The sequence below is a fragment of the Variovorax sp. V116 genome (assembly GCF_041154435.1).
Classification (GTDB): Bacteria; Pseudomonadota; Gammaproteobacteria; order Burkholderiales; family Burkholderiaceae_C; genus Variovorax; species Variovorax paradoxus.
The window spans coordinates 1081978-1100203 of record NZ_AP028662.1; the positions used below are offsets into that span (position 1 = coordinate 1081978).

At 67.9% G+C, this 18226-nt stretch carries 22 protein-coding genes; 7 read left to right on the forward strand and 15 right to left on the reverse strand.

Annotated features, from left to right (window positions below; translation table 11 throughout):
* Positions 1-20 precede the first annotated feature (20 nt).
* Positions 21-962 (reverse strand): NADP-dependent oxidoreductase, encoded by a 942-nt coding sequence (locus tag ACAM58_RS31115; RefSeq protein WP_369664655.1) that lies wholly within the window; start codon positions 960-962, stop codon positions 21-23.
* Between the two features lie 103 nt (positions 963-1065).
* On the opposite strand from ACAM58_RS31115, the gene ACAM58_RS31120 reads away from it, so the two are divergent.
* On the forward strand, positions 1066-1947 hold the full coding sequence (locus tag ACAM58_RS31120; RefSeq protein WP_015866233.1) for a LysR family transcriptional regulator: 882 nt from the start codon (positions 1066-1068) through the stop codon (positions 1945-1947).
* Between the two features lie 43 nt (positions 1948-1990).
* On the opposite strand, the gene ACAM58_RS31125 is transcribed toward ACAM58_RS31120, so the two are convergent.
* Complete coding sequence (locus ACAM58_RS31125; protein WP_369664656.1) at positions 1991-2617, reverse strand: TetR/AcrR family transcriptional regulator; 627 nt, start codon at positions 2615-2617, stop codon at positions 1991-1993.
* An 86-nt stretch (positions 2618-2703) separates the two neighbouring features.
* Here ACAM58_RS31125 and ACAM58_RS31130 point away from each other — a divergent pair, with 86 nt between their 5' ends.
* Positions 2704-3264, forward strand: a complete 561-nt coding sequence (locus tag ACAM58_RS31130; RefSeq protein WP_369664657.1) for a DinB family protein — start codon at positions 2704-2706, stop codon at positions 3262-3264.
* On the opposite strand, the gene ACAM58_RS31135 is transcribed toward ACAM58_RS31130, so the two are convergent.
* The 4 genes from ACAM58_RS31135 to ACAM58_RS31150 form a co-directional block, all read right to left on the reverse strand.
* Entirely contained in the window at positions 3213-4046 is an 834-nt protein-coding gene (locus tag ACAM58_RS31135; RefSeq protein WP_369664658.1) for an SDR family NAD(P)-dependent oxidoreductase, read from the reverse strand. The genes ACAM58_RS31130 and ACAM58_RS31135 overlap by 52 nt on opposite strands.
* A gap of 22 nt (positions 4047-4068) precedes the next feature.
* Positions 4069-5055, reverse strand: coding sequence for an MDR family oxidoreductase (locus tag ACAM58_RS31140; protein ID WP_015866229.1), 987 nt, complete (start codon positions 5053-5055; stop codon positions 4069-4071).
* Positions 5056-5101: 46 nt separating this feature from the next.
* The gene (locus tag ACAM58_RS31145; RefSeq protein ID WP_015866228.1) at positions 5102-5926 is read right to left on the reverse strand and encodes an oxidoreductase; all 825 of its coding nucleotides are present in this window, start codon (positions 5924-5926) and stop codon (positions 5102-5104) included.
* 78 nt (positions 5927-6004) lie between these two features.
* Positions 6005-6604, reverse strand: a complete 600-nt coding sequence (locus ACAM58_RS31150) for a TetR/AcrR family transcriptional regulator (protein ID WP_015866227.1) — start codon at positions 6602-6604, stop codon at positions 6005-6007.
* A 156-nt stretch (positions 6605-6760) separates the two neighbouring features.
* On the opposite strand from ACAM58_RS31150, the gene ACAM58_RS31155 reads away from it, so the two are divergent.
* The gene (locus ACAM58_RS31155; protein WP_062365245.1) at positions 6761-7222 is read left to right on the forward strand and encodes a carboxymuconolactone decarboxylase family protein; all 462 of its coding nucleotides are present in this window, start codon (positions 6761-6763) and stop codon (positions 7220-7222) included.
* A gap of 118 nt (positions 7223-7340) precedes the next feature.
* Here ACAM58_RS31155 and ACAM58_RS31160 read toward each other — a convergent pair whose 3' ends face one another.
* Complete coding sequence (locus tag ACAM58_RS31160) at positions 7341-7790, reverse strand: hypothetical protein (protein WP_015866225.1); 450 nt, start codon at positions 7788-7790, stop codon at positions 7341-7343.
* A gap of 204 nt (positions 7791-7994) precedes the next feature.
* On the opposite strand from ACAM58_RS31160, the gene ACAM58_RS31165 reads away from it, so the two are divergent.
* On the forward strand, positions 7995-8888 hold the full coding sequence (locus tag ACAM58_RS31165) for an alpha/beta hydrolase (RefSeq protein ID WP_015866224.1): 894 nt from the start codon (positions 7995-7997) through the stop codon (positions 8886-8888).
* Here the strand turns inward: ACAM58_RS31165 and ACAM58_RS31170 are convergent.
* A complete protein-coding gene (locus ACAM58_RS31170) occupies positions 8857-10236 on the reverse strand; it encodes an MFS transporter (RefSeq protein ID WP_369664659.1) in 1380 nt (459 codons plus the stop codon). The genes ACAM58_RS31165 and ACAM58_RS31170 overlap by 32 nt on opposite strands.
* A 171-nt stretch (positions 10237-10407) precedes the next feature.
* Here ACAM58_RS31170 and ACAM58_RS31175 point away from each other — a divergent pair, with 171 nt between their 5' ends.
* Entirely contained in the window at positions 10408-11334 is a 927-nt protein-coding gene (locus ACAM58_RS31175; protein ID WP_015866222.1) for a LysR family transcriptional regulator, read from the forward strand.
* Positions 11335-11345: 11 nt separating this feature from the next.
* Here the strand turns inward: ACAM58_RS31175 and ACAM58_RS31180 are convergent, their stop codons facing one another.
* Complete coding sequence (locus tag ACAM58_RS31180; RefSeq protein WP_369664660.1) at positions 11346-12116, reverse strand: hypothetical protein; 771 nt, start codon at positions 12114-12116, stop codon at positions 11346-11348.
* Between the two features lie 99 nt (positions 12117-12215).
* Here ACAM58_RS31180 and ACAM58_RS31185 point away from each other — a divergent pair, with 99 nt between their 5' ends.
* Positions 12216-12872, forward strand: a complete 657-nt coding sequence (locus tag ACAM58_RS31185) for a dihydrofolate reductase family protein (protein WP_015866220.1) — start codon at positions 12216-12218, stop codon at positions 12870-12872.
* Positions 12873-12881: 9 nt separating this feature from the next.
* On the opposite strand, the gene ACAM58_RS31190 is transcribed toward ACAM58_RS31185, so the two are convergent.
* The 5 genes from ACAM58_RS31190 to ACAM58_RS31210 form a co-directional block, all read right to left on the reverse strand.
* Positions 12882-13175, reverse strand: a complete 294-nt coding sequence (locus ACAM58_RS31190; RefSeq protein ID WP_015866219.1) for a type II toxin-antitoxin system Phd/YefM family antitoxin — start codon at positions 13173-13175, stop codon at positions 12882-12884.
* A 68-nt stretch (positions 13176-13243) separates the two neighbouring features.
* On the reverse strand, positions 13244-13627 hold the full coding sequence (locus ACAM58_RS31195) for a RidA family protein (protein WP_150106933.1): 384 nt from the start codon (positions 13625-13627) through the stop codon (positions 13244-13246).
* Positions 13628-13649: 22 nt separating this feature from the next.
* A complete protein-coding gene (locus ACAM58_RS31200) occupies positions 13650-14795 on the reverse strand; it encodes a DSD1 family PLP-dependent enzyme (protein ID WP_041945901.1) in 1146 nt (381 codons plus the stop codon).
* 15 nt (positions 14796-14810) lie between these two features.
* The gene (locus tag ACAM58_RS31205; protein ID WP_369664661.1) at positions 14811-15797 is read right to left on the reverse strand and encodes a tripartite tricarboxylate transporter substrate-binding protein; all 987 of its coding nucleotides are present in this window, start codon (positions 15795-15797) and stop codon (positions 14811-14813) included.
* 26 nt (positions 15798-15823) lie between these two features.
* A complete protein-coding gene (locus tag ACAM58_RS31210) occupies positions 15824-16498 on the reverse strand; it encodes an HAD family hydrolase (RefSeq protein ID WP_369664662.1) in 675 nt (224 codons plus the stop codon).
* 72 nt (positions 16499-16570) lie between these two features.
* Here ACAM58_RS31210 and ACAM58_RS31215 point away from each other — a divergent pair, with 72 nt between their 5' ends.
* Positions 16571-17488: a LysR family transcriptional regulator gene (locus ACAM58_RS31215; protein WP_369664663.1), complete on the forward strand. Its 918-nt coding sequence runs from the start codon at positions 16571-16573 to the stop codon at positions 17486-17488.
* A gap of 45 nt (positions 17489-17533) precedes the next feature.
* On the opposite strand, the gene ACAM58_RS31220 is transcribed toward ACAM58_RS31215, so the two are convergent.
* Positions 17534-18223 carry an isochorismatase family protein gene (locus ACAM58_RS31220; protein ID WP_369664664.1) on the reverse strand — a complete coding sequence of 230 codons (690 nt, stop codon included), beginning with the start codon at positions 18221-18223 and terminating at the stop codon, positions 17534-17536.
* Between the last annotated feature and the right edge of the window lie 3 nt (positions 18224-18226).

An 18226-nucleotide genomic window follows, 5' to 3' on the forward strand; every position in this document is an offset into this window, starting at 1 on the left:
GAAGGATAAAAAAAGATCGATCAGCGCGAGAAGTCCGCGACCACCTTGCCGATGCGCGGGTCGGTGCGATTGCGTTCGATGGCCGCGGGGATGTCGCCGAAGCCCACGGTTTCGCCGAGCTTCGAAACCAGCGTGCCTTCGGCGATCTCCGCCACCAGCCGTTCCAGCAGGGCGGTGTCCGGCTTGTTCATGAACCACAGTCCGCGGTGGCCGGGCGGCGTGCGTGCCAGGATGTCGGGCGAGGACGTGCCGACGATCGCGCCGTCCTTCGACAGCACCTGCCACGAGCGATCGAGCACTTCGCCGCCGACGTAGTCGAGCACCAGGTCGATGTTCTGTGCGACCGACTCGAAACGTTCGGTGCGGTAGTCGATGACGTGGTCCGCGCCCAGGCTGCGCACGTAGTCGAGGTGCGCGGTCGACGCCGTGGCGAAGACTTCGGCCCCCGCCCGCTTGGCGTACTGCACGGCATAGCCGCCCAGCCCTCCTGCGGCGCCGTGGATCAGGATCCGCTGGCCTGCGGTGATCGGCCCCGCGTGGTGCAGGCTTTGCCAGGCGGCCACGGCCGCCACCGGAACGCCGGCCGCATGAACGTCGTCCAGGCCTTGCGGCGTGCGCACCAAGTTCGCCTCGTCGACGCTCACGACATCGGCATAGGCGCCGAGCCCGCCCAGCGGCCCCATGACGCGATCGCCCACGCGAAAGCGCGAAGCGCCGGGACCGAGCGCCTCGACGGTGCCCGCCAGCTCGATGCCCAGCACGGCGGGCAGCTGCAGCGGGAAGGCGTCGCGGACGAAGCCCTCGCGAACCTTCCAGTCGATGCCGTTCACGCCGGCGGCCCGAACGCGGACCAGGACCTGGCCCGGCCCGGCTGCGGGCTTCGCGATCTCGGCGACCTCGGCAGCGGCAGCACCGCCATAGGCCCGGATCAGCACAGCGCGTTGCGTAGTGGTGGTGGTCATTTCAATTTCCTCATCTCGAAGTTGCGATGAGGAGAAGATAGGCCGTTGCATTCGTAAAACGAAGACCCGAAAATGAAGACACCTCGTCTCAAATCCGGAACACATGGACCTGAACGCATTGACCGACTTCGCGCTCGTCGCAGCGAATGGCGGCCTCGGAAAGGCAAGCCGCGCAAGCGGCAGATCGAAGGCCACGCTGTCCCGCCGCATCGCGGACCTGGAAGAGCAGCTCGGCGTGCGGCTCATCGAGCGCAGCGCCCGCGGGCTCAAGCTCACGGAGGCCGGCCAGATGCTGATGGATCGCACCGAAGGGCCGATGCACGAGGTGGCCGACGCCATGACCTCCGCGCGCGAGGGCTTGTCGGTGCCGCGCGGGCGCTTGCGCATCGCCTCGCCGGTGCTGTTCTCGCAGCTGGCGATGGGCCGCATCGGCGCCGAGTTCTGCGCGGCTTATCCCGAGGTCAGCTGCGAGGTGGTGGCGGACGATCGCCTGGTCGACCTCGTCGAGGAGCAGTTCGACGCCGCGATCCGGATCAATCCCAGCCCCGACAGCAGCCTCGTGGGCCGGTGCTTCGCCAAGGACCGGCTGGTGGTCGTGGCCGCGCCCTCGGTGCCCATGCCCAAGCGAGGCAAGGGCAAGGTCAGCGCTGTTCCCGGCGTTGTTGCAACAACCTTTCAGGGCGGCAACTGGACGCTCGATGACGGACGCCTTGTCGTGGAGCCGGTCCCGAGGCTCAGGCTTTCATCGTTCCTGATGATCCGCGACGCCGCGGTGGCCGGCGCCGGCGCCGCGCTGATCCCGCAGTCCATCGCGTGGAACCAGCTCACGCGCGGAGAGCTGGTTCAGTGGGGCATGGTCTCGGGCGTGGAGGTCGCGCTGTGGGTTCTGCACACATCGAGGCGGCTTCCCGCGCCGAAGGTCCGGGCGTTTGTCGACTTCATGTGCGAGCAATATCCGCAGGGGTCTCTGGTGCTGAACGGATAGAAGTCAGCAGCCTTGCCCGATGCAGCGCCGCTGAACCGCCGGGCTAGCCTTTGAGATAGCCGGTCACGAGGCGTGCGCCCTCGTCGATGAGCGCATCCATTCGATCACCGGTCAGCACCTTGCCATGGTGCAGCACCGCGTTGTGCGTCAATGCCTCGATCGTGGTGACGCAGACGAATGATGCGAGCTCCAGGTCGTCGACGCCAAGCTCGTCCCGCGCCGTCTCGAGGTAGGCCCTGAACAGGCTGAAGTTTTCGCGGCTGAAAGTCTCCAGCTTCTCGAGCCTTCCCACGCGCGGGATCTGCTCTGCAAGCACGCGGTGCAGCTGGGGATCGAGCCGATGCGCTGCAACCGCGACCGCGACGAACCGGCGTATCGCCTGGTCCAGCGGCTGGTCCCTGACCTGCGCCAGTTCGCTGCGGACCATTTGCATGATCTGCTGCTGGTGGCGCTCGATCACGGCGGCGACGAGTGCCTCCTTGCTGGGGAAGTATTGATAGAGCGAGCCGATGCTCACCCCCGCGACTTCCGCGACGCGGTTGGTGCTCGCCTTGTCGAAGCCTTCCTTGACCAGAATGCGAGCAGTTGCCTCGATCAGGCTGCCGACCGTCGCGCGCGATCGCTCCTGGACCGCGATTTTCCTGGGCTTGGTGACCGGTTTTTTCGCCATGTTCCGCAGCCGTCAATGCGAGTGGAAAAAGCGAATGATCGCTCATATTCTTGGCAGACGCGCAAACATCCCAGGAGACCCATGACATGCACGACACATTGCACCGCCTCTTCAGATTCAAGGCTTGGGCCGACGACCAGCTGCTGACGGCGCTCGCCGGGCTCGGCGACCACTCACCGGTCACCGCACTGGCCATCAAGGCGTTGAGCCACACGTACGTGGTGGACCGCATATTCGCCGCCCACCTGCGGCGAGAAGCCCACGCATACCCGTCGGCCAACCTGAGCGAGATGCCGACGCTCGCAGCCCTGGCCGCCGATCTCCGGAGAAGCGACCTGGAATACATCCACCATGTCTCGACGCTCGACCCCGCCCAGCTGGCCGAAAGTATCGACTTCGCGTTCACCGACGGCGCACCGGGGCGCATGTCCCGCGAGGAGATGCTCATGCATGTCGTGACGCACGGCGCGGGCCATCGCGGACAGGTCAGCGCAGTGATGCTGCTCCATTCCGTGCCGCCGGCCAAGGATGGCTTCACGGCGTACCTGCACGAGGCCGAAGCGCCGGCGAGAAGGCGGAATTGCCTCGTCGCTTCTCAGGCCTCTCTTCGGGCCGGCAGCGCGAGCCGCGGCTTGCCGAGCACCTGAGTGGCCACCCGCGATGCGAACCGCCGCGTCACGAATCGCACGCTGAGGCACGACAGCTTGTTGAACAGGCCGGGCACCACGGTGCGCTTGCCGCGCAGCATCGCGCGGATGGCGGCGTGCGCCACGAACTCAGCGCTTTTCGTCGAGGCGTTCGCGATCCACGAGTAGTCGCCCCCGCCCGACGCGGCGTGGAAGGCCGTTTCGGTGCCGCCAGGGCAGACGCAGGTCACCGTCAGCGGCGTGCCGCGGTGCTCGTCATGCAGGCCCTCGCTGAAGTTGCGCACGAACGCCTTCGACGCGGCGTACAGCGCCATGTTCGGCACCGACTGGTACGCGCCCGTCGACGCGATGTTCACCATGTGCGCAGGTCCGGTGCTTGCCTTGCGCGCGTCGACGAAGCAGCGCGCGAGCGCGACGAGCGAGGTCATGTTGAGCTGCACGAGCTCCGCGTCGCGCGCCCAGTCGACCTCGTCGAAGCGGCGGAAGTAGCCGAACCCGGCGTTGTTGATCAGGATGTCGATCGGGCCGCCGGCGATCGCCTCGTCCCACAGCGCACGCGCGGCATCGGGCTTGCCGAGGTCCCCGGTGATGATCTCGACCTTGACGCCCTTGCAGGTCGCGGCGACCGCCTCGAGTGCGTCGCGGCGCCGCGCCGTCAGCACGAGATCGACGCCCAGCGCCGCGAGCTCACGCGCGATGGCCGCGCCGATGCCGCTGGATGCGCCGGTCACCAACGCGCGCCTGCCGGCGTGAGCAGCTTTGTGAGTATTCAGATCGCTCATGTTTTTCCTTGATCCAGCGCACTCATGCGTTGACGTCGACAACCGTACGGCCCTGGACTTTTCCTGCGAACAATCGCTCGACGGCTGCAGGCACCTCGGCAAGGCCGACCACATGCGTCGCTTGCGCGAGCTTGTCCAGATCCAGGTCCCGCGCCAGCCGCGACCAAGCCTCGATGCGCACCTGTTGGGGCGCATTGACCGAATCGATGCCGGCCAGCGTCACATTGCGCAGGATGAATGGCAGCACCGAGGCCGGAAGATCGGTGCCCTGGGCCAGGCCGCAAGCGGTGACCACGCCTCGATACTTTGTCTGCGCCAGCACGTTGGCCAGTGTGTGGCTGCCGACCGAGTCGACGGCACCGGCCCATCTTTCGCGGGCGATCGGCGCCCCCGGCTCCGACAGCGTCCGGCGATCGATGATCTCGGCGGCCCCCAGCTTGCGCAGATAGCCGCCTTCCTCCAGTCGCCCTGTGGAGGCAACGACCTGGTAGCCGAGACCGGACAAGAGGGCAATGGCGATGGAACCGACGCCGCCATTGGCGCCCGTCACGAGAACGTCGCCATGCTGGGGCGTGAGCCCGCCGTGCTCGAGCGCCAGCACGGAGAGCATCGCCGTGTACCCCGCCGTTCCGATGGCCATCGCGTCCTTGGTGGACAAGGCTGCCGGAAGCTTGACCAGCCATTCGCCCTTCACGCGCGCCTGCTGCGCATAGCCACCGTGGTGGGTTTGGCTCAAGCCCCAGCCATTGGCGACGACGCGGTCGCCAGCAGCGATGCCAGGGTAGGAAGAAGTCCTGACCGTGCCGGCAAAGTCGATGCCGGGAATCAACGGGAACTGGCGGATGACCTCCGCGCGGCCGGTGATGGCCATTGCGTCCTTGTAGTTGACGTTGGAGTAGTCGACGTCGACCACGACGTCCCCGGGCATGAGGTCTTGTTCGCTCAACGAGACCACGCGGGTGGTGATCTTGTCGCCTGTCTTGCTGGCGAGCAGTGCTTGGAAGGTCATCGTGTTCTTTCAAAAGGAGTGTTGTTTGGAACGGAGTGCGAAACGGCTAGCGGGCTATCGCGTCGAGCCGAAGATCCTTGCGCACCCCGGCGTCCAGCAGGCTGGCCGGCGCGAACCTGCGCAGCAGGCGCAGGCGGCCGGCCATGCCGGGGGCGTAGTGGGTCTTGGGCTGCGTGGCCGTGGCCGCCTTCAACACGATGTCGGCCACCACCTCGGGGCCTTCTGCGCCCGCGATTCCATCCTTGAGCCGCTGCTCCATGCCCGCGCGAATCTCGCGGTACATGTCCAGCGGTGTGTCGGGCTGCATCGAGTTCGCTTCGAACGGCGTGTTGATGTAGGGAGGCTCCACCACCGAGACGCGAATGCCCTGCGTGCGCAGTTCATGGTCCAGCGATTCCGAATAGCCGGCGACCGCGTACTTGGTGGCGGAGTACAGCGCCATGTAAGGCGAAGGCAGGAAGCCCACCACGGAGCCAATGTTGATGATGCGGCCACTCCCCTGGCGACGCATATGCGGTACGACGGACCGGATCATCCGCACCATGCCGAAGAAGTTGGTGTCGAAGATGGCCTGGGCCTGGGCAATCGAGCTCTCTTCCGCACCGGCGGGAGCGACCCCGAAGCCGGCGTTGTTGACCAGCAGATCGATGCGGCCCTCCAGTTGGATCAGTTGCCGGACCACAGCATCGACCGACGCGTCCTGGGTCACATCGAGTGGCAGCATCTTGAACGTTCGCTGGCCCACCTCGCCGCCGCCGCGCCGGCTGGTGCCGTAGACCTTGTAGCCCGCCGTTGACAGCTTCTGCGCAATGGCTTCGCCTATGCCGGACGAGGCCCCTGTCACGAGGGCCACCTTGTTCTTCGTGCTCATGTTTTTCCTTCAGTTTAATAGTCGCATGATGCTCATCATATTTTCTGGCGAGCGAAAGGTCGATGGGTGCCAGTGTTCTCAGGCGATGGGCAGGTGCTTCAAGGCAGCCTCGCGCAGGCTGTCGGACAGCGCAGGCTCGTCGACGACGCGGGCCAGCAGCAGGGTGCCGACCATGGTGGCGACGGTCACGAGCGCGCGTTCGTGGGCACCGGCCTGCCCCCAATCCGGCGACTGGCGGGCCACAAGATCGACCATTTCCTTGATGTAGCGGGTGTTCGCTCGCCGGACTTCGGGGGTTTGGCGCGCGGTTTCCGAACCCAGCGCGGCCAGGGGGCACCCCCGCTCGACCTGCTCCAGGTTTTCTCGCGAAAGATAAGCGTGGAGCATGTAGGTCAGGGCCTGTTCCCGGGGCACGCTGGCAGCCGCCTCCGCCGCTATGGCGGCCGACTCCGTACAGGCCCGCTCCGCTGCTTCCGCCAGCATGGCCTCGCGCGAGGCGAAGTGGGCATAGAAGGCGCCATGGGTCAGGCCGGCCTCCTTCATGATGTCGGCGACTCCGGTTCCGTCATAGCCGCTGCGGCGGATCGCCCGCGCCGCAGCCGAGACGATGCGCTCGTGCGAGGCTTCCTTGGCCGCCGTTCGGACGGGATGTTTCGAATTTCGCATGATGTTCATCATATACGATTTCAAAAAGGTGCGCTGATGATGTTTTGGGCGATAGCCGCTCAGTGGCCGAGGCATGGTCGAGCAGTGCCGGGCGCCTGTCACAAGGCAATGCGCCCGCTCGTCTAGGAGGTGTTGTTCCCTCAACCCTCAAGCTACAAGGAGCTCACCATGTCCTCAGCCCGACTCGACTATCACGCCCTCGCGCCTGCGGCAGCGCGTGCCGGTACCCAGTTTTCCCACGTCGCCGGCAGTACGCTGGACAAGCGCCTGCGTGAATTGGTGAACTTGCGCATCAGCCAGATCAACGGCTGCGCCTTCTGCATCGACATGCACTGGGCCGACCTGCTCAAGCAGGGCATGGACCCGCGCCATGTCAACGCCGTGGCCGGCTGGCGCGAGGCCGAGCGCTTCTTCAGCGAAGCCGAGCGCGCCGCGTTCAACTGGGCCGAGGCCGTCAACGCGGTGCCGCATCGCACGCCCAGCGACGCGGACTTCGAGGCAGTGAAGCGGCACTTCAGCGACGCACAGATCGCGGACCTCTCGTTCGCGGTCTGCGCGATCCGCTCGTGGAACATGCTCAATGCCAGCTTCCACACGCAGGTGCCCGAAACGCCGTACACCGTCGGCTGAATCCGCCCGGCCGGCCGGCCGGCCGCCGCGATCAAGCAACATCGGTGGTGGCCCGGCCCTGCGAGTCCTTCGGTGTGCGCGGCGCGGAGCGGGTGATGCGCCGTCGCCGGCGCTTCGTTCAATCCGCAGCGAGGCGCTTGAACACCGCCTGAAGCAAGCCGAGATTCGACGCATCCGCGGCCACGGCATCTCGGCGGAACGAACTGCTGTCGTAGGGCGAATAGCTGTTGATGGGGTTGTCGATGGCCGGGCGCACCGGTACGACGTAGGTGCGGAGCTTTCCATCGAAGCTGTAGCGCTCGTTGTTGCGCGGTAGCGGCCCCAGCACCGAATCCCCTGCCAAGGTGTTGGCAAGATGGCGCCTCACGCTTTCCGCGTCGACGCCGTAGGGCCCTGCGCTCTCCACGACAACGCTCTCCGGTCCGGTACGGGCAGCCAATTTTTGGACGGCGAGGCTCCCGCTTGGCGCCTGGCTGGCGACCTCGCCGGCCATCGCGGAAGTCACGGTGAAGAGCGAAGCGGCGCAGAGGGCGAGTGCCATGCGGCCGAAAGTAAAATCCAAACTCATCGAGAACTCCTTCGCCTGGGCGGCACTGCGGAATCGAGGTTATAGCCGAACGGGTCGAAGTGCCCGGTGAGGGCGTCGCCGGGACACGCTGTAGCGGCCTGCGCTGACAAGAGGCGAATTTCTTGAAACCAGAATTCATGCATGGGAACCAGGAAGCCACCCGCCTCGAAGCGAAAGCCCCTGCCGAGCAGCACGGTCGATGACATGAAGACGGAACGGCTCCGCCTGTCCGGCGGCACCGAACTGTCGTTCACCACCGCGGGCGAGGCGTCCAGACCCGCCTTGCTGCTGCTGCACGGAACCCCGAACTCGGCCCGGCTGTTCCGGGCAGTCGTGCCCGCGCTGTCGCAAGCCGCTTTCGTGATCGCGCCGGATCTGCCCGGCCACGGCGAATCCGAGCCGCTGCCGGCCCCGTCGTTTGCCGCCATCGGCCAGGCGATCGCCGAACTGCTGGACTCGCTCGAGATCGGGCCGCGGTTCATCTACCTGCATGACTGGGGCGCGCCCGTGGGCCTGCAGATCGCGATGCAGGCGCCAGGGAAAGTCCTGGGCCTCATCGTGCAGAACGCCAACGCACATCGAACGGGGTGGGGACCGGGATGGGCCGCAACGCAGGCCTACTGGTCGCAGCCCAACGCGGAAAACCAGGCGGCGGCGACCGCGCACCTGACGCTCGCGGGCACACGCGACACCTACATCGCGGGCGTTCCGCCGGAGGTGGCCGAGCGCATCCCCGCTGAGCACTGGGAAGAGGATTGGCGGGTGATGAACCTGCCGGGCCATATGGACACCCAGCGGGCGCTGATCGCGGACTACGGAAACTACGCCGCCCGCTTCGGCGCCATCGCCCAGTACCTCGAGCGTTGGCAGCCCCCTGCCCTCATGGCGTGGGGAAGGCACGATATCTATTTCGACCTTGCCGAGGTCCTGTCCTGGATGCGTGCGCTGCCCAGGATGGAAGCCCATGTCCTGGACGCGGGCCACCTGCTGCTCGAAACCCATGCGGCCGAGGCCGTTGCGCTGATGCTTGATTTCATCAGGCGTACCCCTCTCCTCCCGATACCCATCACACGGCGCGATCCCTCGCGCTGCTCCTGAGCAAACTCGCCGCGCTCCCCGCCAACGCAACCAGAGCAGCGATCGCCAGGCCCCAGTGCACCACGCTGTGGGACGGCAGCAGCTCGAACATCAGGCTCATCAACAGGCTGCCGAGCGTCAAGCCCGTGAGCCGGGCGGTGCCTTGCGCGCCACCGGCGGCGCCGCTGCGTTCCTTGGGTGCCGAGAGCAGCATGTTCTGGTTGTTCGGTGTCTGGAAGAAGCCGAAGCCCAGGCCTGCGAGGCTCGTGAACGCGGCGATCGGCACGGCCGGGCTGCCGTGCAGCGGCCACAGGGCGCACAGGGCCAGACCGCTCGCGAAGCACGCACTGCCGGCCGCGCACAGCCAGGCGCTGGGCACGCGCTGGGCCAGGCGCGCCGACAGTGGCGCGGCCAGCATCACCGCCAAGGGCCAGGGGGTCATCAAGAGGCCGGCCATCACGGCGCTCTGGCCGAGTTCGTGCTGGATGTAGAACGGCAGTGCCACGAGGCCGGCCATCTGGCCGGTGAAGCAGCACACGGAGGCAATGACCGAGATCCGAAAGGAATGCACGCGCAGCAGGTCGAGCGGGATCAACGGTGCCGCCTTCGGCATCTCGCGCCTCACCAGCAGGACCATGCAAGCGGCCGACAGCGCAAGCAACGCGCCGCCGTGCAGCGGCTGCGCCACCAGCCGGTCGCTCCCCAGCACGAAAGAGGCGAACATGACCGCGTTGAGCGCGATGCTCCAGCCGTCGATGCGGCGCACCGAGCGCGCCGGGCTCGGCAAGCCCGCGCAGGCGGCGAGCACGAGAAGGCCGATCGGCAGGTTCACCGCAAAGAGCCACGGCCAACTTGCCGCGGAGAGTATGAAGGCGCCAAGGGTGGGGCCTGCCGCTGAAGCAGCCGCGACGGCGAGCGCATTCCACGCGATCGAGCGTGCCAGCAGCCGGCGTGGATAAGTGAAGCGCAGCAACGCCAGCCCGAGCGGCATGACGGCCGCACTGCCCAGGCCCTGAAGGCACCTTGCGGCCACGAGCCATGGCAGCGATGGGGCCAACGCGCACAGCACCGACGCCGCGGTGAACAGCGCAACGCCGCCCGCGAAGACCCGCCGATACCCGAAGCTCTCCCCGACCGCAGAAGCCGGCAGCAGGAACATGACCACGGCCAGCTGGTAGGCGGTGATGACCCAGACGGCGTCGGCGGGTCTCGCCTGCAACTGCTGGGCAATGTTGGGCAGCGCGATATTGGCGATGGCGCCATCGAGCACCACCAGCACGCCCGCGCCAAGGATCGCGGCGACGGCCAGGCAGCGCCGCGGCAGCGGCAGGCCGTCGACATCGTGCACCGCCTTTGCGTCGTCGTTCACCTCCCGGGCTTCGGCGGTGCGTGAAGCAGTGGAAGAAGAGTCGGGTCGAAGTGTGGATGTCAACATGGGTCCAGCGTAGGACTGCGCACACGGCTTGCACAGCGCGTGGCGCGCAGCTTGTTCCTGCATGCGGCGCCTGTCGAAATCCTCGCGGCCGTGCTAGCTTCGGGCATGCCGACAGAAGCCGACCTGAACCTGCTGTTTGCGTTGAACGCACTTCTCTCCGAAGGCAGCGTCGCCAAAGCTGCCGAGCGCCTGGACCTGAGCGAGTCGGCGATGAGCCGGGCGCTCGCGCGGCTGCGGGAATCCACCGGGGACCAGCTCCTCGTGCGCGCGGGCCGCGCCATGGTGCTCACGCCGCATGCGCTGGCATTGCGCGACCGCGTCAGGGAACTGGTGCAGGAGTCGCGCGCGGTGCTTCAGCCCGCCGGCGCGAGCATGGACCCCCGCACGCTCCGGCACCTGTTCACGATACGGGCCAACGACGGCTTCATCGAGGGCTTCGCGCCCCAGCTGGTGGCCCGCGCCGCGCGCGAGGCGCCGGGCGTTCGCCTGCGCTTTGCGCCCAAGCCCGACAAGGATGTCCGGCCTCTGCGCGAGGGATTGCTCGATCTGGACATCGGCGTTCTGGGCGAGTCGGGCCCGGAGGTCCGCGTCCAGGCGCTCTTTCGCGACCGCTTCATTGCGGTGGTGCGCGATGGCCATCCCCTGCTCGCCGGACCCGAGATCACGGCCGAGCGCTACGCTGCCTGCGACCACGTGGTCACTTCACGCCACGGCCGGACCGTGGGGCCGGCGGACGACGCACTCGCGGCAATGGGCCTGGTGCGCAACACCGCGGTCGTGGTGCCCAGCTTCGGCACTGCCTTGTCGATAGCGGCCGCGACCGACCTGGTTGCATTGATACCGTCTTCCTACTTCGAACACCTGAGGGCGCGCGGCACGCTGCGCTCGTTCCCGCTGCCGATGCCGACCGAGCAGATCACCGTGTCGCAGATGTGGCACCCGCGCCTGGATCGGGACCCTGCGCACCAGTGGCTGCGCGGGTTGGTGCTGGAGGTTTGCCGGCCACTGAACGAGCGGACAAGCGCGTCGTGAATGCATTCACGTCACAGCGACAGCGGCAGTCCCAGGTGCCGCTCGTACACCATGTCCCGGTGCCGCAGCAGTACATCGTCCAGCGCTGCATCGGTCACCGGCTCGCGGAATTCGAAAGCCCGGCGCGTGGCGGGGTCCATCTCGCAGATGGCGTGCGGCAACGGACGCATCAGCGCCAGCGCGGTCGCGCTGTAGATGTCCACCGCGCCAAGGCTTGCGCCGATGTAGTAATCGCTGCCGGCCGCCTGCTGCGCCTTCAGGCGCGCCGCCAGCATCTTCAGCACAGCCACCACGCGCGCGGGTGCACTCGCGCCCGCCTGTGGACTGAAGCCGTACTTCTTGCCGATGTATGCGGCGGCCGGCGCAGCGAAGCCGCCCTCTCCTGCCAGGCCGGCCTGCACCAGCTGCAGGCGGCGCGACCAGGCCAGCCCCTGCTCGCCGCAGATCTCGTGGGCCAGGCCGAACATCAGCGCCCGCTCGGCTGCATCGGCCGGCAGCAGCGAGGGCTGCGGCGCGAGCCGCTCGCACAGCAGCAGGATGTCCGCCCAGCCCGAGCGCGGCGCCTCGTTGTTGTAGACGGCCACGGGCGCGTTGCGCTGGCCGGCCCACTCCTTGAGTTGCGGACTGTCATAAGCGAGGCGCACCGCTTTCCACGGAATGCGTTTCACATGCAGGATGCCCTTGGCCGCCTCGGACCAGGGGCTGGGAATGTGGCCTACCACCACCATGCGCAGGCCGGTGCCGGCAATGGCTTCTTCAACGCCGAAGTATTCGATGCTCATGCGCGCATTCTGCGCGACGCCCATGGCCTCGAACGAGGGTTCGTCGGGACGCCGCCAGCGCTAAACTGAAGCTCCCTTCTTCCTGCAGGAGACGACACCATGGCCCGATTGCTCGTGCGCAGCTTCGGCGTTTCGCTCGACGGCTTCGCCGCCGGCCCGGACCAGAGCCTGGAGCACCCGCTGGGTGTTCGCGGTCCCGAACTCATGGACTGGTTCTTTCCCACGCGCGTCTGGCAGCAGATGCAAAAGACGGGCGAGGCCAATGGCGAGACCGGCATCGACAACGAGATGGCCGAACAAGGCTTTGCCGAGATGGGTGCCTGGATCCTCGGGCGCAACATGTTCGGGCCGGTGCGCGGTCCCTGGCCCGACGAAAGCTGGAAAGGCTGGTGGGGCGACGAGCCTCCCTACCACGTGCCGGTCTTCGTGCTCACCCACCATGCGCGCGCACCGCTGACGATGCGCGGCGGCACCACCTTCCACTTCGTCACGGGCGGCATCCACGAAGCGCTCGCGCTGGCACAAGCGGCCGCAGGCGCACGCGACGTGCGCGTGGGCGGCGGCGTGGCGACGGTGCGCGAATACCTGAGGGCCGGGCTGATCGACGAACTGCACCTGGCCGTGCGTCCGGTGTTGCTGGGCAAGGGCGAGGCGCTGTTCGCAGGCCTGGACCTGCCGGTGCTGGGCTACCGCTGCGAACGGCAGGTGGCAGGCGAGAGGGCCACGCATGTGTTCCTGCGACGTAGCGCGCTTTGACAGGCATGCTCACGGCGCCGATGCGACACCGAGTGCCCGGTCCAGTTCCTCGTCAGACACGAACTGGCCTGCCAAGGCCTGCCGCAGGCCGGTGATGGCGTCCTCGGCCAGCACAAGGCTGGCGTGCTCCGACTCGAGGGCATGGTAGTAGTCCAGCCGGCGTGCATCGACCAAGGCAACGTAGCTCGCGCCGTTCTTGGTCAGCACCTTCTCCGCGCCGCTGCGGACCACGTCTTCGGCCAGTTCGGTGAGCCGGGTGCGCGCTTCGCTGATGGGAACAATGTCCGATGCTCTCAATGGCATATTGCACTATCCATTAAGGTTCGTTTAGCGCCAGTCTAGCGTCCAAGCCTTCAACCGCAACCGCCCGATCACCCAAGCGCCATCGCCTCCACCTCGACCTTGAACCCGAAATGCAGCGGCCCAGTCGGCACGACGGCCCGGGCCGGGCGCGAGGGTCCGGCCCACTGCGCATAGATCCTGTCGAAGGCCGGCCAGTTGGCGATGTCGTCGAGGTAGACCCTTACCTGCAGCAGCTTGCCGATGCCCGAACCCGCGGCGAGCAAGGCCGCCTCCACGTTCGCCAGCGTCTGCGCCGCCTGCACCTCGAAAGCCGCATCGGCCAGGCGCTCGCCGGCCGGCGTGATCGGCAATTGCCCGGCGATGAAGACCAGGCCGCCGCCAACGGCGGCATGGCTGTAGTGACCGCCCGGCCTGGCCAGCGCGGGCACTGCGACATGGACCGGGCCCGACATGTCGTTGGACTCGGCAACGTTCTCACCAGCCATGGAAGCGCTCCCAGGTTTGCACCGTGCCGTCCTCGGCCAGCGCCTGGTAGGCGGGAAACTGCGCGCCGGTGGCGCAGGCATGGTTGGGCAATATGCGCAGCCGGGTTCCGGCCGGAAAGCGCGCCACGATGTCCGGGTCCGCAGCGCCCTCGCGCGAGAGGATGCCGTGCTCCTGGTTGGCGGCCGACAGCAGGTAGCCCTCGATCGGCACTCCGTCCACGGTGCACACCTGGCCATAGCCGTAGTCGCGCTGCTGCTTGCCCGTGCCCCGGTCGCGGCTCATGGCCATCCAGCCGGCATCGACGATGGCCCAGCCCTTGTCGGCCTGGTGCCCGATCACGGTGGTGAGCACGCTCAGCGCAATGTCTTCGGTGCGGCAGACGCCCACGTTGCGCATCACCAGGTCGAAGAAGACATAGACCCCGGCGCGCAGTTCGGTGACGCCATCCAGCGACGCGGCTTCCAGCGCCGTGGGGGTGGAGCCCACCGACACGATGGGGCACGGCAGGCCCGCGGCGCGCAGGCGCTGCGCGGCCTGCACGCAGCCGGCGCGTTCCTGCTCGGCCAGCGCGGCCAGGGCCTGGGGCGTGTGCAGTTCGTAGCTGGAGCCCGCATGCGTCAGCACGCCGGCCAGGCGCATGCCGCCCTCGTGCAGCATGCGGCCGACCTCGAGCAGCAGGTCCTCGCCCGGCTTGATGCCGGAGCGGTGGCCATCGGTGTCGATCTCGATGAGCACCTCGAAGGCGTGGCCGTGCGCACGGCCGTAGTCGGCGATGGCCCGCGCGCCTTCGACGCTGTCGGTCAGTATCTGCAGTGCGCAGCCGCGCTGGCGCAGGTCCAGCGCATGCGCGAGCCGGTGCGGCGCCATGCCGACGGCATAGAGGATGTCGGTCACGCCGCGGGCGAAGAACTGGTCGGCCTCCTTCAGCGTCGACACCGTGATGCCCGCCGCGCCAGCGGCAAGCTGGGCCGCGACCACATCGGCGCATTTGCTGGTCTTCACGTGCGGGCGAAAGCGCACGCCCAGCGCATCGGCCTGCTGCTGCATGCGCGCGATGTTCCGCTGCATGCGCGGAAGCGACACGATGGCGGCGGGGGTGTCGATGTCGGCGAGGTTTGGAGGGGAGTTCTGCATGTTGTCCATTTCGAATCAGTCCAGGTATTGGCCCTTGGCCTTGAGGGCCGGCACGTCGTCGCGGATGCCGCGCGCAATGAGCGCGGCGACGGTCGCGGGCGTTGCATCGGCAGGTGCGGGCAGGTCGACGCCCAGCCCTTCCATCTGCTTGCGCAGCGCCGGATCGGCCACCGCCTGCTGCAGTGCGCCGGTCAGCCTGGCAAGCACGGGCGGCGGCGTGCCGCGCGGGGCGAAGAAGGCATTCCAGGAACGCACGTCCAGCGCATGGCCGCCTTCCGCCGCGGTGGCTGCACGCGGCAACTGCACGAGGCGCGTGCCCGACAGCACGGCGATGGCCTTGATGCGCCCGCCGGCGATCTGCGGCAATGCGGTGGTGGTCTGGTCGCACATGAAATCGGTCTGCCCGCCCATCAGGTCGTTGACCGCCGGCGCAACGCCCTTGTAGGGCACATGCGTGGCGTTCTGGCCGAGGGAAGACAGCAACAGCACGCAGCCGTAGTGCGAGATCGACCCCACGCCCGCGCTGCCGTAGGAGGCCTTGTCCTTGTGCTTCGCCAGCCAGGCGCTGAACTCGCGCAGATCGTTGGCCGGCAGGTCGGCGCGGGCCAGCAGCAGCATCGGTGCCGCGCCCGCGGGGCCGATGGGCGCGAAATCGGCGACGGGGTCATAGGCCAGCTTCTTGTACAGCGCGAGGTTGGCCACGTGCGTGCCGATGCCTCCGAACGAGATGGTGTAGCCGTCGGCGGCGGCCTTGGTCGCCTTCGCCAGGCCGATGACGCCGTTGGCGCCGCCGAGGTTCTCGATGACGATGGGCTGGCCCAGCGGCGCAGCCATCTTCTGTGCGACGGCGCGGGCCAGTGCATCGCTGGGACCGCCGGCGGGGAAAGGAACGATCAGCGTGACGGGGCGGCTCGGAAACGGCTGGGCGAAAGCACCAGGCGCGGCCAGCAAGCCGGCACAGAAGGCGGCAAGGCTGCCGGCCAGGCGAAGGGAGCGGATCATGGGCAGGTCCTGGAGTGGTGGTTGGATCAGGAAGCGGCCGGTCGAAAGCCGCGCAGCCATGGCAGCGCACCATCGAGCGTGGGCGACTCGACCTCCGCCGGCGGCGCGCCCTCGGGCCGGGCGAGCCCGACGCGGTTGTGCCAGTAGGTGCGCAGGCCGACGCTGGCGGTGCCGAACATGTCGTAGCCTGATCCGGCAACGAAGGCCGCCTCGGCCGGCTGCACGTCCAGCCGCTCCAGGGCCAGCCTGTAGGGCCTGGGATCGGGCTTGTAGAAGCCCGCCTCCTCGGAGGTCACGACCACGTCCCAGTCGATTCCCAGGCGTTCGGCCGCGCGTTGGCCCAGGCGCCGCGAGCAGTTGGTCACCACGGCCAGCTTGCAGTGGGGCCGGAGCGCCCGCAGCAGTTCGGTGGCGCCGCTCCATGCGGGCAGCTCGTCCCAATGGTCGTCCAGCGACTGCGGGGCGCTCGCGGGCAACCCCACGGTGGCCGCGGCCTGCCGCACCAGGTCTTCGTAGGGCAGGTAGGCGCCGCAGCCATAGGTGAGCCGCAGGTATTCGGCGCGCCAGGCGCGGCCCATCTGCTCGGAGCCGGCAGCCGCGTTCCAGACGGTCCACGAATCGAGCAGCGCAGTGAGCAGGTCGAACAGCACGGCCCGGGGATAGCGCCCGGCCGCGGCAATGGGAGTCGAAGTGTTTTGCATGGCGCTCACTTTAGGTGCGCCAAGGTGTCTTCGAGCTTCACTCTTGCGTCATCAATAGTTAAGCTCTGCTGAATGATGCAGATCGAAGACCTTCGCCTGGCTGCCGCGCTGCTGCGCGAGAGCTCGCTCAGCGCGGCCGCGCGCTCGCTCGGCGTCACGCCGCCCGCGCTGTCGATGCGCCTGCGCAAGCTCGAGGCCTCGCTGGGCCTGGTGCTGGCCAACCGCACGTCGCGCAAGCTGCACCTGACCTCGGAAGGCGAACGGTTCGGACGCGAGGCCTATGAACTCCTGCTGAAGTTCGACGGCCTGCGCGAATCCCTGCAGCGCGACGACCGGCGCCTGAGCGGAACGCTGCGCGTGGCCGCGTCCTTCGGCTATGGCCGCACGCACGTCGCGCCATGGCTGTCCCGTTTCTCCCGCCTGCATCCGGCCCTGCGGCTGCAGCTGGACCTGCGCGAAACGCCGTGGCCCGACAAGCACGATTCCGACGCGGTGGTGCACGTGGGCGCGGTGCGCGACTCGTCATGGGTGGCGCACACGCTCGCCTCCAACGAACGCTGGCTGTGCGCGAGCCCCGGCTACCTGCGCGAGCACGGCACGCCCCGCAACCCGGCGGACCTGGCCTACCACGCCTGCATCTGCATCCGCGAGAACGATGAAGACGTGACGCTGTGGCACATGCGGCCCGCGGGCAGCGGCGCCCGCAAGGGCGAGACGCTGCGCATCAACCCGGCCTTCGTCAGCAACGACGGCAGCGTGGCGCGCCAGTGGGCCGAGGATGGCCTGGGCATCGTGCTGCGCTCCCAATGGGATGCCGCCGAAGCGCTGGCCGCCGGCCGCCTCGAACGCGTGATGGCGGACTGGGAATTTGGCGCCGCCCCGGTGGTGGTGCTCGTGCCCACGCGCAAGGGGCGCAGCGCGCGGGTGCAGGCGCTGGTCAGCTTCCTGGTGGAAGCGGCGGGGGCAGCGGATGGGCGCGGCGGCGGGTGATGGCACCCTGACCGCGCCCAACCGGCTCCTCAGGCACGCGGGCAGCTACTTTCTCTGCGAGTCCGGTTGCTCGCTGTTCTTCACGACTTCCTGCGCCTTCGTGTAGCTCTCGATCAGCAACTGGTACGGCGGGAACACGGCGCTGTAGGCCTCGGCCCATTGCAGCGCGTCTTCGCGGTTCCAGGTTTTCTGGATCTCCGAACACACGCCGGCCGTGTCGATCGGCACCACGCCGGCCTGCACCACGCGCGCCAGCGTGATCTCCTGCGCCATCTTCGAGTAGGTGCCCGAGGCGTCGATCACCGCGAACACGCGGTAGCCCTCGTGCACCGCCGCGATGCTCGGGAAGGCCATGCACACGCTGGTGATGGTGCCGGCAATGATCAGCGTGCCGCGCCCGGTGGCCTTCACGGCGGCGACGAACTCGGGGTTGTCCCAGGCGTTGATCTCGCCCTTGCGCGCCACGTACTGCGCATGCGGCGCGTACTTGTGCACTTCGGGAATCAGCGGCCCGTTCGGCCCCTGCGGCACAGAGGCGGTGGTGATGACCGGGATCTTCGCCAGCGCCGCGACCTTGGCCAGCGTGGTGACGTTGGAACGCAGCTCGGTCATCGGCATGTCCTTCACGGTCTGGAACAGGCCGCTCTGGTGATCGATCAGCAGCATCACGGCGTCGTCCGGGTCGATCACGGGCTTGGCGCCGTTGAAGTTGGCGATGGTGTTCGGCGTGGTCATGGG

What these genes read in the sequence shown, in the direction of transcription:
- ACAM58_RS31115 (WP_369664655.1), bottom strand. Translation starts at nt 962, where the DNA reads ATGACCACCACCACTACGCAACGCGCTGTGCTGATCCGGGCCTATGGC.
- ACAM58_RS31120 (WP_015866233.1), top strand. Translation starts at nt 1,066, where the DNA reads ATGGACCTGAACGCATTGACCGACTTCGCGCTCGTCGCAGCGAATGGC.
- ACAM58_RS31125 (WP_369664656.1), bottom strand. Translation starts at nt 2,617, where the DNA reads ATGGCGAAAAAACCGGTCACCAAGCCCAGGAAAATCGCGGTCCAGGAG.
- ACAM58_RS31130 (WP_369664657.1), top strand. Translation starts at nt 2,704, where the DNA reads ATGCACGACACATTGCACCGCCTCTTCAGATTCAAGGCTTGGGCCGAC.
- ACAM58_RS31135 (WP_369664658.1), bottom strand. Translation starts at nt 4,046, where the DNA reads ATGAGCGATCTGAATACTCACAAAGCTGCTCACGCCGGCAGGCGCGCG.
- ACAM58_RS31140 (WP_015866229.1), bottom strand. Translation starts at nt 5,055, where the DNA reads ATGACCTTCCAAGCACTGCTCGCCAGCAAGACAGGCGACAAGATCACC.
- ACAM58_RS31145 (WP_015866228.1), bottom strand. Translation starts at nt 5,926, where the DNA reads ATGAGCACGAAGAACAAGGTGGCCCTCGTGACAGGGGCCTCGTCCGGC.
- ACAM58_RS31150 (WP_015866227.1), bottom strand. Translation starts at nt 6,604, where the DNA reads ATGATGAACATCATGCGAAATTCGAAACATCCCGTCCGAACGGCGGCC.
- ACAM58_RS31155 (WP_062365245.1), top strand. Translation starts at nt 6,761, where the DNA reads ATGTCCTCAGCCCGACTCGACTATCACGCCCTCGCGCCTGCGGCAGCG.
- ACAM58_RS31160 (WP_015866225.1), bottom strand. Translation starts at nt 7,790, where the DNA reads ATGAGTTTGGATTTTACTTTCGGCCGCATGGCACTCGCCCTCTGCGCC.
- ACAM58_RS31165 (WP_015866224.1), top strand. Translation starts at nt 7,995, where the DNA reads ATGAAGACGGAACGGCTCCGCCTGTCCGGCGGCACCGAACTGTCGTTC.
- ACAM58_RS31175 (WP_015866222.1), top strand. Translation starts at nt 10,408, where the DNA reads ATGCCGACAGAAGCCGACCTGAACCTGCTGTTTGCGTTGAACGCACTT.
- ACAM58_RS31180 (WP_369664660.1), bottom strand. Translation starts at nt 12,116, where the DNA reads ATGAGCATCGAATACTTCGGCGTTGAAGAAGCCATTGCCGGCACCGGC.
- ACAM58_RS31185 (WP_015866220.1), top strand. Translation starts at nt 12,216, where the DNA reads ATGGCCCGATTGCTCGTGCGCAGCTTCGGCGTTTCGCTCGACGGCTTC.
- ACAM58_RS31190 (WP_015866219.1), bottom strand. Translation starts at nt 13,175, where the DNA reads ATGCCATTGAGAGCATCGGACATTGTTCCCATCAGCGAAGCGCGCACC.
- ACAM58_RS31195 (WP_150106933.1), bottom strand. Translation starts at nt 13,627, where the DNA reads ATGTCGGGCCCGGTCCATGTCGCAGTGCCCGCGCTGGCCAGGCCGGGC.
- ACAM58_RS31200 (WP_041945901.1), bottom strand. Translation starts at nt 14,795, where the DNA reads ATGCAGAACTCCCCTCCAAACCTCGCCGACATCGACACCCCCGCCGCC.
- ACAM58_RS31205 (WP_369664661.1), bottom strand. Translation starts at nt 15,797, where the DNA reads ATGATCCGCTCCCTTCGCCTGGCCGGCAGCCTTGCCGCCTTCTGTGCC.
- ACAM58_RS31210 (WP_369664662.1), bottom strand. Translation starts at nt 16,498, where the DNA reads ATGCAAAACACTTCGACTCCCATTGCCGCGGCCGGGCGCTATCCCCGG.
- ACAM58_RS31215 (WP_369664663.1), top strand. Translation starts at nt 16,571, where the DNA reads ATGATGCAGATCGAAGACCTTCGCCTGGCTGCCGCGCTGCTGCGCGAG.
- ACAM58_RS31220 (WP_369664664.1), bottom strand. Translation starts at nt 18,223, where the DNA reads ATGACCACGCCGAACACCATCGCCAACTTCAACGGCGCCAAGCCCGTG.